Consider the following 13945-nt stretch of genomic DNA (forward strand, 5'->3'; position numbering starts at 1 on the left):
GTTTCGAAGCGATGGACAGCTTGCCCGAGATCGGCGGCAAGACCTGGTGGCCGGAGCCACGCAGCCGTTTGGGTGCGACGTTCTTCGTACGTCAGGCCTTTCCCTGGCTCGGACGTTATTTCAGTGGCCAGCCGCTCGCCTCGACGCTGTCGCCTGGGATCGAGGGCGTCGTCTCCTGGGGCGGGCGTATCCCCGCAAGGACAGCGATGGCGGTCGCCCGCGCGCGGCGGCTGCCGCACTGGCACCTCGAGGACGGCTTCCTGCGTTCGGTCGGTTTGGGCAAGGACGGAGACGCACCGGTCTCGATCATTGCCGACGACCTGGCGCTGCCCGTCGACGGCGGCCGGGCTTCGCGGCTCGAGCTGCTGATTGCCGAGGCGGCGGGCGGCCGGCATGACGGGTTCGGCCGGCGCATCCGCGAGCGGATGGTTGAATACAGGCTCTCCAAATACAACAACCTGCCGCATCGCCCACCGTCGATCGAGCCGTGCAGCCGGCGGCGCATTCTCCTCGTCGACCAGGTCTTCGGCGATGTCTCGGTGGCACGCGCGCTCGGCAGCCGGCGTTCGTTCGACCGCATGCTGGACGACGCGCTGACGGGCGGCGCACAATGCGTCGTCAGGACCCATCCGGACGTGATGGCGGGCTATCGCAAGGGCTACATCACGGAACGCGCATCCAGGACTCCCGGCGTCATCCTGCTCGGCGACAAGGTGTCGGTCGCCTCGATCCTCGATGTCGTCGACGAGGTCTGGACCGTTTCCAGCCAGGTCGGCTTTGATGCGCTGTTGAGGGGGTTGCCGGTGCGCTGCTACGCAGTGCCCTTTTACGGCGGATGGGGGTTGACGCAGGATCGGGTGAGCCCCGCGGCCGAATTCGCCTTGGCCCGCCGTGCACTGGCGAGGCCAACGGTCGACCAAATCACCGCTGCCGCCCTCGGGCTCTATCCAAGCTATCGCAACCCGGCAGATTGGCGGCCCATGGATGTTTTTGCCGCAATGGACCTCCTACAGCGCCGCGTGTCATTAGACGTGCAAAGGTCGCTCTAAGGCCTAATCGGTGCACTCAACCTCCGGTGCCTCCGACAGGCGTGAACCGTCGGGCAGTATCCGTTTTGAGCAAGCTTGTTTCGATTTAATCCGCCGCTGCTGCGTTCTTAACCATTCCGCAATCATGGAATGCAACTAATTATTGTGGGTAAAGCATATTGTTCCTGCGACAGAAGAGTTTTGCACCGAGAGCACTCTCGCGCTGCGAGACACTTTTCACGCGTGCCGCAAAAATTTACGGCAACAGGATCGTTGATTTCTGCATTTTTTGCGAGGGGTTCCCCTGAGGGGCAGGCATATAGGGGCAGACATATGAAACTCAACATTGCACGCGGAATGATTGTGTTCGGCGGAATCATTGCGGCCGGACTGTTGGTCTCGATCGGCATCAAGACATACGCCTTCGACAAGCTCAGGGTGAACGGGCCGGTCTATGACCAGATCGTCTACGGCAAGGATCTGGTTGCCGACATCCTTCCGCCGCCGCTCTACACGGTGGAATCCTACATGCTCGCAATGGAGGCGATCTCCAGCCGGGAGCTTGCCGCCAAAAACCAGGAAAAGCTTGCCGCGCTGAAGCGCGCCTATGACGAGCGGCGGGTCTATTGGAAGTCTTCATCAGCGCCGAAGGCGCTGATGAAGAAGCTGGAAGACGAGGTACTCGCCAGGGCCGACCTCTTCTGGCAGGTGATGGGCAAGCGGTTCCTGCCGGCGCTGCAGGCAAACGACCTTGCCGGCGCGGGTCAGGCACTGAGCGCCTTGAAGGACAGCTTCCACCACCACGAAGTTGCCGTGAACGAACTGGTGCAGATGGCTGTCGCCTTCCAGGCGGGCGAGGAAGCAGTTGCAGCCGTGGATACGCACCGCCTGTCCTTGGCGGCAACGGCAAGTTCGGCGATCTCGGTCCTGCTGCTTGCCGCCGGCCTCTGGTATTTCCGTCGCCGTGCGGTCCAGCCGCTGGCGGCGATGTCGTCCTATATGGAGACGCTCGCCGGCGGCGATTACAGCCGGGCGGTGCCGTTTTCGGATCGCGCGGACGAGATCGGCGCGGTAGCGAAATCGGTCGCCGTGTTCCGCGAGGCGGCGATCGAGCGCCGCAGCATGAGAGAGCGTGCCGAAGAGGAACGCCGCCGCCGGGACGAGCAAGAGACGGCGCTCCGCGAGCAACGGGCGGCGGAGGAAAAGGACAGGCTCACCGTCATCGATCAGCTCAGCGGGGGACTGGGTCGCCTGTCGTCCGGCGATCTCACGGCGCAGATCGACGCCGGCTTCGCCCCGGAGTTCGACCGGCTCCGCAGCGAATTCAACGGCAGCGTCGCGCAGCTTGCCGAAGCGATTTCCGGCGTGCTCCAGGCGACCGGGCGGCTGCGCTCCGGTTCGTCGGAGATCGCCAGTGCCACCGACGATCTGGCAAAGCGCACCGAGCATCAGGCTGCGTCGCTGGAGCAGACCGCCGCCGCCTGTGACGAGATCACCGCCACGGTGCGGACCTCGCTGGAACGCGCAAGGGAAGCAAGCCAGGTGATGCGAACGGCAAAGGACGGCGCGGAACGCTCTGCGGCCGTCGTCCGCGATGCGGTCGCCGCCATGGAACGGATCGCCGGCTCCTCGTCGCGCATCCGGCAGATCCTCAATGTCATCGACGAGATCGCCTTCCAGACAAACCTGCTGGCCTTGAATGCTGGCGTCGAGGCGGCCCGCGCCGGCGAAGCCGGCAAGGGATTTGCGGTCGTCGCGCAGGAGGTGCGGGAACTTGCCAGCCGCTCGGCCGCCGCCGCCAGGGAAATCAAGCAGCTGATCGAAACTTCGGCCCGCGAGGTTGCCGACGGTGTCGAACTCGTCAACCAGACCGGTTCGGCACTGACGGGCATCGAAGGACATATGCAGCAGGTAAGCGGCCTGATCGGCGCGATCGTCACCGCGGCCGACGAGCAGTCCTCCGCCCTCGACGGCATCAATGCCGCTCTGCAGCAGATGGACCAGGTCACGCAGCAAAACGCAGCCATGGTCGAAGAGACGAATGCCGCCTGCCGCACCCTCAGCGAGGAGGTGCTTGATCTCGACCGGATTGCCGGACGGTTTCAGGTGAAGGCCAATGCCGGGCCGCTGCGCCGCGTTGCCTGATCGCGTTGGGGCTGCGCGCCGGGAAGATCGTTACCGTTGAAACAGTCGGCGCGAACGTTCGAAGCTTAAAAAAGGAAGAGAGGCTTCGCAAACTGGCCGCCGGAGGCGGCACGTGCCAGCGGCAAGCCAAGCCGCTGGCACGATACCCAGGGCATCATGCCCAAGGCTGCCCTGCACCCACGAGAAGGAGTGTAAGCGGACCGGCCGGCGCTAGGCTACCGTTTCCAGGTGATATCCATATCCGCATTGCGAAGAGGGTATACGCTTCACGCAAAATAGCGCGGCGCGGCTGCCGACTGCACGAGGCGCATAGTCGGCAATCAACAACAGGATGTAATCTTTCGTTATATATGTTATTTCGTGCAAATAACTGCACCGAGACAAATGCTGGGCGAGAACATGTCCAGACTGTGTCAGTATTGTGGCCTCAAGACCTGTAGCGATTACTAGCATTTTTTCCGCCGGCGCCAGGAACAGTTGCACTATTCCAGGAAGTCGAGGCGTTACGACGAGGCCCGCATGGCCGTTAACTGTAGGTGATCGTGTTGCCGTTTCGCGGTCGGATGAAGAAATGCTGGTCGTATTCGTAAGAGCCGCCGCCCGTGAAACTCTCGAAAAGGCCGGAGAAGATCGTATCTAGCTTATATTGGACCCGAGTCACCACCAGTTGCACGTCCGCGATTCGCAAATCCTCTGGCACCTCGACGGGCGAGTCCTGCCCTGAAGAGAGGGCTGTCGTGCCGTAGGCGGCAGACCAGTTCACGGTCGCCTTGCCGTTGCTGTCGATGTCGAGAACGCAAAGGAGGACCGTAAGTTCGTCGGTTTCGTAGGGTTGCACGATGGTGCTGACGCCGTCGAGGATCGATTCGACGCTCGCCTCCGTCCAACTGCTTTGCATGGCGATGATCTCGCTGCTCGTCGAAGCGATCTGATTGATCTTCCTTCGAACCGTCAGGCCTTGGCCGAGATCGACCAGTCCGGCGAGCAGCAGCAGCAGGATCGGAAAGAGGAAGGCGAATTCGATCGCGGAAGCTCCGTCGCGGTTCCGCAGGCAATGCCGCAGAAGGGCGACTGTTCTCTTGGCGATCGGTCTCATGCGGGCATCCTCAGAACGGTTCGTTGCGGAGCAGGACGGCGGCGCCCATCAGATAGCTGCCGTCCGCGAGCGTGGAGCTCGAAAGCGAATAGAGACTGACGATCGGCTTCCACGGAAGGAAAGCCTGGACCATCAGGTAGTCACTGCCCTTGCCGATTTCGAAGCCTTCGGTGATCGCGACGGCGCCGCTGCTGTTGATCGCCTTCATCGCGCCAGAAGAGGAGGTGTCGGTGAGCGTGTCGACGGCGACCAGCAGCTTGCCTTCGCAGTCGAGCACATAGAGCAGATTGCCGCAGACCTCCGTCTTGAAGCCGGTGAGCGTCATGTTCTCTGCAGTCGCCTGACCGGTCTTGATCAAGCGAGCGGCCTTGTGAACCGCCGCATCGAGGGCCGTGTCGATGAAGAACATCGCCGCACATTCGAGAATCCCGAAAATGATGGTGAACAGCGGCAGCGCGAGCAGCGCGAATTCGATGGCGGCGACACCCGACCTGTCGCGCAGCAGCCGGCGCAGAAGCGTTATCTTCGAACGGCTTGTCATTGGGTCAGGCGTACCGAGGTCAGATATTGGTTGAAAAGGGTGGAAAGGCCGGCGGTGATCTCGTCTTCCGAGGCGGCGGAGATGAAGAGGTCGGACGAGGAGGCGCAGTCCTGCAGCGCGATCGGGATATAGTCGTGCCGAGTGGTGCTGCTGCTCACCCCGCTATGCGGCGTGCCGCCCCATGTTGACGTCCAATCACTATTGCCCATCGATTTGGCGAGAGTTGCGTTGTAGCCCCAGTCTGCCGGGATCGCGAGATATTCCGTGTAGAGAACGGCCATGGTTGCGTCGTTGTCTTTGAGGTAGTCGCACCAGTCCGGGTTCAGCGGCGTAACTCGGCCCCAATATTTCCCGCTCCATTTGATAACCCAATCGCGATTCGACTGAACGCCATCGGTAAGCAAAAGAACGAGCTTTAGTGGCGAAGCCGCCGACGTGCCATCTCCGGCTGTGCCGACCTTTTTCTTCAACGCTTTGAGGGCGGTCTGGAAATAGGTGGCGTTCATAGAGGTCGCGCTCGTCAGCCCGCTGCTATCGTCGGACAGCTTCTTCCGCGCCGTGCTGGTCGAATAGGTCGGCTCGAGAACCTCGGCAATTGTTTCGCCGAGACTGTAGAGCCCGACCTTGATCCTCGCATGGTCCTCGTCTGCCGCGTCGACCATGTCGAGCACCTCTTCGACGGCGTCGAGCGCCACGTCTGTTCGGAGCTTTACACCGAGGCTCTTAATGTAGTTGTAGTAGGTCGATGCGATGACGGAGCCGTTCTTCTTTACCGGATCCTTCGTGTCGTGGCAGGCGAACTCGCAGCTGATATTCTTGTCGGCCCGCAGCATTGCCTGGTCTTCGCTCGTCGCCGCAAGCAGCATTGACGGCGACTTGTCGATGACAATGTAGACTTCGAGGTGAGATGTGGCCGGCCCCTCGATGGCGCTGACGACGCCGACGGGAACGGTCTTGATGTCCGCCAGCGTCATCACCGTCGTCGGCACCGTCCCACTCGCCGAAGCGGTTATCGTGTGACCGGTTTTGTCGACCTTGATGTCCGTCAGGTCATAGGTCGCGTTCTGCTTCTCGGACTGGGCGTCGAACCATTCCTTGATCTTGTCGACGATCGCGTCCTCGTCGTAGTCGTCGATCTCCTTGATGGCGGCCACCAGCGCCGCGTCGAGGTCGGATTGCATTCTGCTCTGAATGTTGTAGGCGCGCGTATAGTCGAGCCCGGCGCCGACGGCGAGAAGCATGGGAACCATGCAGATTGCGACCGTCAGCGCGACATTGCCGCCCTTGTCGCGGATAATGTTTGCCATTCGGCCGGTGATCAGCTGACGGAATAAGCCGAAATCGAAACGCATGTTAAATGACCAGCTCCGTTACCACGCGGGCCGATCGTGCTTTCGAAATATTATTCGTGGGTAAATTAGCGTCGTCTCGGGCTAGCCGATTGGCGCGCTGCTATCCGGATTGCGCAGGAAAACAATGCGGGCGGTCAGAACGGCGCCGGCCGATGACTGAGATGGGCGGGCTCGCCGGGAGCCGCTCGGCGGTCAGCGGTTGCTGTCGGTCGATCGTGACGACGCCACGCCGGCGCCGCGCCGGCTGTGGAGCTTGGCCGTTTCGGACGGTGTCTGGCCGAAGGCGTCATGGTAGACCGCGGAAAACCGCCCCATATGGGTGAAGCCCCAGGCGCGCGCCACCTGCGCGATCGAGAGCGCATTGGTACTGTCGGAAAGGGTCTTGCGAACACCTTCAAGCCGCATCTGGCGCAGAAAATTCAAGGGCGTTGTATCCTTGAATTGCTGGAAGGCCGTTTGCAGGGCACGCACGCTCGTGCCGGCCTCCCGGGCGATTTCGGCGACGCTCATGGGCTCGGCGATATTGGCAACCATGTATTCGATCGCCCGTTTCAGATTTCGCGGCATGGCGGGTGACATTGGTTTGTGCAATCGCGCGCTGTAGTTGTGAGGAACCGATTCGAGGATCATGACCATTGCTGCCTGGAAAAGATGTGTGGCCGCCGTCGTTGACACCCGGTCTGCGCCGTCGAAACAATCCCAGAGCAGGCCTCCGAGAGCTGCGAGCCTGGAGCCGACCGCCGAGTCGGTTTCCAGAGTCGCGCAAAGGTCGATATCTCCGAGAACCGGGGCATCGAGGAGCTGGCTCAGCTGGCCGACCATCGCTGATTTCTCAAACGCGATGCCGATATGGCCGCGGTTCTCGTGAATCGTCAGCTTTTCGAACTGCGCCATATTGCCGACCATGGCCGTGCCGGGTGTCGATAGAAGGCGTTTGCGGCCGACATCGATCTCCATGGCGCTCGAATGCGGCAGGTAGAGCACAAAGGCATCGGACGGTCGCGAGAATGTGACTTTCATGCCCGAATGGCACATGCCCGCCCAGATGCTGAACGGCCCGGCAGAATAGTGGCGATCCTCGACCGAGATACGCCCGCCGACTTGCAAGGGTTCAACCTTCGCGGGCGACAATGTCCTTGCATAATGCTCCGACATTTCGTCGGCATCTGCTTTGACGATGCGGAAGGCGGGTCGATGAGGAACGTACCTCATCTAGGGTCCGAAAAAGCGGGGGCGCCGTGCCGCTTGGCGCCTCGAATGACATTTTTTGGTCTCAGCTTCACGCCACCTCCCTTTGATGGGTACTCGCCGTGTCCGCATTTATCGTACAAATAGACCGTATATTAGCTATGGCGTAAACGATTATGTGTATACGTCTATCCAAAAAGCGAAAAACGCAGCCGGATTTCGCAGAAATTGAGCGCGGGCGCCGGATGAGCATCGCGATTCACAGGTGGCGGGCACAATCGAAGCGCGGACGGGCTCGCCCACTGATCGCGGGCGCGGGCGACGGAATGAAGCGACCGGCAGCGCGTGGGTATTGATCCAATCGCGGCACGCGACGCCCATCGCAGTTGACCGCCGCGGGGGCGGTTCATCCTCACTCCAAATCGGCAATCAAGGAACATTGAGCTCCGCGTGATGAGCGTCACGTTCACCCCCGAAGGATCGTTGCAGACGGAAAGCGTCGCCATCGGGATAAGCCCTGCGCTATGCGGATACTGGAGCAGTTGTTTCCGTATGTCTTTTGTAAGCCGTCCGACATATTCAAGGAAGTGGTGATTTTAAGTTGAAAACTACTCCCGCCGGCCCTGGCTTCTACTGAGCGTGGTGTCCTGCGGGGCAATCTATAGCGCTTGGGTCATTGAACGCAGGACGCTCAACAAGGTGGGAACGAGAACGAATGCAGGCCAGACCGAACAAGAAAGAACCCCGCGCAATCGACATCCATGTGGGCAACCGCATCCGATTGCGCCGATTGGCTTTGGATTGGAGCCAAACGAAGCTCGGCGAGGCGCTCGACGTCAGTTTCCAGCAGGTGCAGAAATACGAAAAGGGCCTGAACCGCGTCGGGGCGAGCCGCCTTCAGCGGGCTGCCGAGGTTCTGAGCGTGCCGGTGTCCTATTTCTTCGAAGGCGGCCCGGAGAGCACGAACGGTCTGGAGCACAATGGCGCCGCGGTGACCTCCAGCGATGAGATGCTGCAGTTTCTCGCGACCGAGGAGGGCGTAGCTCTTAATCGCGCCTTTGCCCGGCTCAGCGATCCGCAGGTTCGGCGGAAGATCGTGGCACTCGTCAAAGCCTTGGCGCCGACGGTGGAAGAGGCACCGATAGCAGCGGAATAAGCCACACCCGGTCACGACATTATTGAGCGCAGCGCGAGATCGAACACGTGTGCCCGCGAGCCAGCCGTTTAGGCTCACCTTTGGACGGGGGCTTGCCGCCGCGATACCGATCGCAGCGGCGTGGATGAGCCCGCAGTTCATTCTGCGGCGATCGGTGCGGGATAGGCGGAGCGGTCCTCAGTCGCCTCCGTGGGCGGCTCGGCGGTTTCGCCTTCCGGCTCGCCTACCTTGGGCTCCCTGCCGAAGAACAGCGCATAGCCGGCCGGCAGCACCAGGATCGTCAGCACCGTCGCCACCAGGATGCCGCCCATCATCGCGTAGGCTAGCGGTCCCCAGAACACGCCGCGCGAGATCGGGATCAGCGCGAGCACTGCGGTCAGCGCCGTCAGCACGATCGGCCGGAAACGCCGTACCGCTGCGCCGATGATCGCCTCCAAGCGCTCCATGCCCGCCGCAATGTCCTGGTCGATCTGGTCGATCAGGATGATCGAATTGCGGATGATGATGCCGAGCAGCGCAATGACGCCGAGGATGGCGACGAATCCGAAGGGTGCGCCGCTGATGAGCAGCGCCGCAGCCGCACCGATGATGCCGAGCGGCCCGGTTGCGAGCACCAGCATCGACTTGCCGAAGTGCTGGAGTTGGGCCATCAGCAGGACGACGATGACGAGCAGCATGATCGGCGCCTTGGCGGCGATCGACGCCTGGCTCTCGGCGCTGTCTTCCGCCCCGCCCTGGATCTCGACCTTGTAGCTCGGGGCGAGACCGTCGCGCAGGCCCTGAAGTTCGTTATAGAGCTTGAGGGTCACGTCGTTCGGCTGGATGCCGTCCGGCAGCGTTGCACGCACGGTGATGGTCGGCAGGCGGTCGCGCCGCCATTCGATGCCCTGCTCCATGACCGGAACCACCTTGGCCAACTGGGAGACGGGCACGAAGCTGCCGAAATCCGTCGGCACATAGACCGAATTGACGGCCGAAAGCAGCTGGCGGTTGCCGTCCGGCTCGCGCGCCACGATCGAGACGGTCTCTTCGCCGTCTCGGAAATCGTCGAGCGGCACGCCGGACATCGCCGCCTGCAGCATCTGGCGGATGCGCTGCGAGGTGACGCCCAGCGCGCGGGCGCGATCCTGATCGATCACCAGCTTCATCGCCGGCACGGGCTCCAGCCAGTCGTCATGGATCGCACCGAGCAGCGGGTTTTCGTTAAACTTCGCCTTCACCTGATCGGCAATGCGCCGCACTTCCTGGCGATCCGGCCCCATGACCCGGATCTGCACCGGCCAGCCGGTCGGCGGACCGAGGAAAAGACGGTCGACCTTGGCGCGGATCGAGGGGAAGTCGTCGGCGAGGATCGAGCGCAATTTGACGATCAGCCGTTCGCGGGCAGGCTCGTCCTTTGCCATAACCAGGAGCTGCGCGAAGTTGGAATTGCGCAGCTGTTGGTCGAGCGGCAGGAAGAAGCGCGGTATGCCTTCGCCGATATAGGTGGCGATGAAGCGCTTGTCCTCGTCGTCCATCATGCGCGCCTCGAGCGCCTTGGCCTGTCTTTCGACTTCCTGGATGCTCGTGCCCTCCGGCAGCCAGAGGTCGACCAGGATTTCCGGCCGCGACGACTGCGGGAAGAAGTTCTTCGGAATGAACTGGAACGCCCAGAGGCTTCCCATGAAGGTAGCGAGCGTCAGGACGAGCACGAGGACGCGATGGCGCACGGCCCAGCCGACGGTTGCACGGAGACGCCGATAGAAACGGGTGTCGAAGGCGTCGTGGTGGGTTCCCGCATGGTGGCGCTGCTTCAGAATCATGTAGCCGAGCCAGGGCGTGAAATAGACAGCTACAAACCAGGAGACGACGAGCGCGATGCCGACGACGTAGAAGAGTGAGCGAACATATTCGCCCGCAGTCGATTCCGCGAAGCCGACGGGAATGAAGCCGGCCGTGGTGATCAGCGTGCCCGTCAGCATCGGGAAGGCGGTGGAGGAATAGGCAAAGCTCGCCGCCTCGATCTTCACGAGCCCCTCCTCGAGCTTCCGCTCCATCAGTTCGACGACGATCATCGCGTCGTCGACGAGCAGGCCGAGCGCGATGATCAACGCCCCGAGCGAAATGCGCTGCAGGTCGATGCCGAGCTCGTACATGATCGCGAAGGTGGCGGCGAGCACCAGCGGGATGGCGACGGCGATTACCAGGCCCGAACGCCAGCCGATCGACAGGAACGAGACGACGAGCACGATGATCAGCGCCTCGACAAGCGCATGGCTGAATTCGCTGATCGCCTCGGTCACGACCTCCGGCTGGTTCGAGATCTGCTCGACCGCTACACCGTAGGGAAGGGAGGATCCGAAGCGTTCATAGGTCGCCTCGACAGCCTTGCCGACATCGGTGACCTTGTGCCCCTTGGCCATCACCACGCCGATCTGGACGCTGTCGTGGCCATTGAAGCGGAATTTGCGCGAATAGGGGTCTTCGAGCCCGGAGGTGACGGTGGCGATGTCGCCAAGCCGGATCGTCTCGTTGCCGGCGCGCAGCCTCAGCTCACGAATATCCTCGGCGCGTTTCACATCCCCGTCGACGGAAATGCGCACCGAGCGGATGCCCGTCTCGACGCTGCCGGCGGGGTCGACATTGTTCTGTCCGGCGACGGCGTTGCGCAAGTCATTGAGGGTCAGCCCGCGGGCGGCGAGCAGCTTGGAGGAGACATCGATGTAGATCTTCTGCGGCTGGTCGCCGAGGATGACGACCTTCTCGACGCCCGGTGTGGTCAAGAGCATGTCGCGGCCCTCGGTCGCGAAGCGCTTCAGTTCGGGATAGCTGTAGCCGTCGCCGCTGATCGCGTGGAGCGTGATGAACGTATCGCCGAATTCGTCGTTGAAATAGGGGCCGAGGACGCTGTCCGGCAGCTCGTTGGCGATATCGCCCACCTTCTTGCGCACCTGGTAGAAGGCATCGGCAACGTCGTCGGCGTTGGTGTCGCCCTCGATCTGCAGGGTGATGACGGCGCTGCCGGCGCGGGTGTAGGACCGGACGAAATCGAGATGCGGCGTCTCCTGCAGCTTGCGTTCGATCTTGTTGACGACCTGGTCCTGCATCTCCTCCATCGAGGCGCCGGGCCAGACGGCCTGCACGACCATGGTGCGGAAGGTGAATTCCGGATCTTCGCGCTGCCCCATGCGAACGAGGCCGAGCACGCCGGTAATGATGATCAGTCCGAAAAGGAAGCGCGCGATGCTCGGATGACCGATCGCCCAGCGCGACAGGTTGAACGGTTTCTTGTCCCCGGTAGAGGCGTGCATCGGCATGTTTCCGTTCTGCTTGATTGGTCTTAGCGGACGATTTCGCCCGTTTCTGCGCGGGCCGATTGCTGCTCGGCGAGGGGCAGCTTGACCTTCAGGTCTTCGGCCATGAATTGCGTGCCGGCGGCGACGACGAGATCGCCCGGCCGCAACCCTTCGGCGACGCGCACCTGTTCGCCGGCATAGTCGACGAGCCGGACGGGGCGGGCATGCACGGTCGAGGCGCCGCGATCGACCACCCAGACGATGTCCTTTCCGTCTTTCTGCGCAAGCGCGCTCAGGGGAATGGCGACGAGGCTCTCTGAACCGGCGGCCGCGGCCTCGACGGTCGCGGTCATGCCGAGCAGAATACGGGAATCGCTAGGCAGGCTCACGCGTACCGAGAATGTCCGGGACTGCCGATCCGCGCTGCCCGAGACTTCGCGCACATGGCCGTCAAGGGTCAGCCTGTCGTTCGACCAGAAGCGCGCTTCGACCGTTTTGCCCGGCTTGAACTCGGCAATGTCCATTTCCGGAACCGCCACCTCGATCTCCTTCTCGCCGTCGACGGCGACGGTCACGACCGGGGTGCCGGTGCCGACGACCTGGCCGACATCAGCATTGATCGCCGTCACGATGCCGTTCTGGTCCGACTTGAGATCCGCATACGTGACCTGGTTTTTCGCCTGGCTCAGGCTCGAGGCGGCCGCGTCGCGCGTGGAGACCGCCTGATCATAGAGCAAAGCCGCCTGGTCCAGCTCGGCTTTCGAGGAAAAAGACCTGGTGAAGAGCTGCTCGGCCCGCTCCTTCGTCAGGGACGTCGTCTGCACCTGCTTTTCGGCGGCGAAGAGCGTCGCCTCGGCGCTTCTCACGGCAAGTTCATAGTCGGTCGAATCGATGCGCGCGAGAAGGTCGCCCGGCTTCACCCGGTCGCCGACATTGACGCGCCGTTCGGTGATCTTGCCGCCGACCCGGAAGCCGAGATTCATCTCGGTGCGCGCCTTCACGGTACCGGAATAATCGAGCCGACGAGCCTCGCCCGTGGCGGCAATCTCGACCACCTTGACCGGCCGTATGGTCTCCTTCGTTTCCGCCTTCTCCTCCGAGCAACCGGAGAGCATGGCGGCAAGCGCGGCTAGGGCCAGGACATGGGCGAAGAGCGGCCGATTGTAAGCTCTCGGTGAAAACATCGTTCGGACTCCTGATCCGGTATCTGGCAGCGCGGCTGCCTTATTTCTTCAGCGCCTTGATGGCGTACTCGACCAGTTCGTCGGGTGTCGGGCGGTTCTCCTTCGCCAGACATTGCGCGACGATCTGCGGATGACAGAGGGTGACGATGCTCGCGCCGAAGCATCGGGCGGCAACCTCAGCGTCCTGCTCGGCGAATTCGCCGGCCTCGATGCCGCCGCGGATGATGCCGGCGAGAAGCTTGTCGATGCGGTCGAGATGTTTCTCGATGACGTGCCATTCCTGTTCGATCGCCACGACGACCATCTCGTGGGCCTTCTGCTCATCGAGCATGGTTTCAACGGTCATCTTGTGCTGTGCAAGCACGTAGCGTCGCAGGCGCTCGGTAGCACTCACGGGGAGGCGGGAAATTTCGTAGGCCTGCTGATAGCTCGCCTCCAGCATGCGCGCGCAAAGCGCCTGATGGATCTCCGTCTTGGAGCTGAAAAAACGATAGATGTTGGCCGGCGACATGCCGAGGTCGCGCGCAATGTCGGCCACATTCGTCTTCGTGTAGCCGTAATGCCGGAAAAGCCGCTCCGCGGCATCGAGAATGCGCGCGATGTTTTCCTGCCTGGTCGTGTCGATGCTGCTTTCTGCCGGGTCGTTCATGGGCTCGCATTCGTGATGAGTGACGATTTTCGAATTTCGTCAGTCATAATCCGGCAGGCGACACTTGTCAATCGTGCGCGCCGCGTGATTTGCTGTGCAGGGACGGCTGGGGAGAAGCACGATTGCGGTGATCTGGCCTGAGCGAGCGGAGACAAAATCGTACGATGGATAAAACGGGAGGCGCTGCGGATGGTCGCTCTTAACGGAGGACTGGCAATACCGATTGCCGCCGAGGAGCGTCAGCTCCTCCGGCAAGGTCGCTTGCGAGGCAGTGCGCCGCCGTCGCGAGACAAGGGCTCGGCCGCGCAAGCGGGTTTCGCTGGCGAGCGGG

10 protein-coding genes are annotated in these 13945 nt (G+C 62.2%); 3 read left to right on the forward strand and 7 right to left on the reverse strand.

Annotated features, from left to right (window positions below):
* The first annotated feature begins 11 nt into the window (after positions 1 to 11).
* Positions 12 to 1049, forward strand: a complete 1038-nt coding sequence (locus tag NXT3_RS26900) for a capsular polysaccharide export protein, LipB/KpsS family (protein ID WP_097525976.1) — start codon at positions 12 to 14, stop codon at positions 1047 to 1049.
* Between the two features lie 312 nt (positions 1050 to 1361).
* A complete protein-coding gene (locus NXT3_RS26905) occupies positions 1362 to 3173 on the forward strand; it encodes a methyl-accepting chemotaxis protein (RefSeq protein WP_104841016.1) in 1812 nt (603 codons plus the stop codon).
* A gap of 526 nt (positions 3174 to 3699) precedes the next feature.
* On the opposite strand, the gene NXT3_RS26910 is transcribed toward NXT3_RS26905, so the two are convergent.
* The 4 genes from NXT3_RS26910 to NXT3_RS26925 all read right to left on the reverse strand — a co-directional run bounded on the left by NXT3_RS26910 (position 3700) and on the right by NXT3_RS26925 (position 7374).
* A complete protein-coding gene (locus tag NXT3_RS26910) occupies positions 3700 to 4269 on the reverse strand; it encodes a TadE/TadG family type IV pilus assembly protein (RefSeq protein ID WP_104841017.1) in 570 nt (189 codons plus the stop codon).
* Positions 4270 to 4279: 10 nt separating this feature from the next.
* The gene (locus tag NXT3_RS26915) at positions 4280 to 4810 is read right to left on the reverse strand and encodes a TadE/TadG family type IV pilus assembly protein (RefSeq protein WP_104841018.1); all 531 of its coding nucleotides are present in this window, start codon (positions 4808 to 4810) and stop codon (positions 4280 to 4282) included.
* Positions 4807 to 6162, reverse strand: coding sequence for a TadE/TadG family type IV pilus assembly protein (locus NXT3_RS26920; RefSeq protein WP_104841019.1), 1356 nt, complete (start codon positions 6160 to 6162; stop codon positions 4807 to 4809). Before NXT3_RS26920 ends, NXT3_RS26915 begins: the two co-directional genes overlap by 4 nt.
* Positions 6163 to 6354: 192 nt before the next feature.
* Positions 6355 to 7374 carry a helix-turn-helix transcriptional regulator gene (locus NXT3_RS26925; protein WP_104841020.1) on the reverse strand — a complete coding sequence of 340 codons (1020 nt, stop codon included), beginning with the start codon at positions 7372 to 7374 and terminating at the stop codon, positions 6355 to 6357.
* Between the two features lie 691 nt (positions 7375 to 8065).
* Between NXT3_RS26925 and NXT3_RS26930 the strand changes: the two genes are divergently transcribed.
* Positions 8066 to 8506, forward strand: coding sequence for a helix-turn-helix domain-containing protein (locus NXT3_RS26930; protein WP_097525853.1), 441 nt, complete (start codon positions 8066 to 8068; stop codon positions 8504 to 8506).
* A 137-nt stretch (positions 8507 to 8643) separates the two neighbouring features.
* On the opposite strand, the gene NXT3_RS26935 is transcribed toward NXT3_RS26930, so the two are convergent.
* From NXT3_RS26935 to NXT3_RS26945, 3 genes are read right to left on the reverse strand one after another with little or no spacing between them, the layout of a single operon-like run.
* Positions 8644 to 11796 carry an efflux RND transporter permease subunit gene (locus NXT3_RS26935; RefSeq protein WP_104841021.1) on the reverse strand — a complete coding sequence of 1051 codons (3153 nt, stop codon included), beginning with the start codon at positions 11794 to 11796 and terminating at the stop codon, positions 8644 to 8646.
* A 29-nt stretch (positions 11797 to 11825) separates the two neighbouring features.
* Positions 11826 to 12965 carry an efflux RND transporter periplasmic adaptor subunit gene (locus NXT3_RS26940; protein WP_097525854.1) on the reverse strand — a complete coding sequence of 380 codons (1140 nt, stop codon included), beginning with the start codon at positions 12963 to 12965 and terminating at the stop codon, positions 11826 to 11828.
* Between the two features lie 40 nt (positions 12966 to 13005).
* Positions 13006 to 13614: a TetR/AcrR family transcriptional regulator gene (locus tag NXT3_RS26945; protein WP_104841022.1), complete on the reverse strand. Its 609-nt coding sequence runs from the start codon at positions 13612 to 13614 to the stop codon at positions 13006 to 13008.
* Positions 13615 to 13945 lie beyond the last annotated feature (331 nt).

This window comes from Sinorhizobium fredii, assembly GCF_002944405.1.
In the GTDB taxonomy this organism is placed as follows: Bacteria; Pseudomonadota; Alphaproteobacteria; order Rhizobiales; family Rhizobiaceae; genus Sinorhizobium; species Sinorhizobium fredii_C.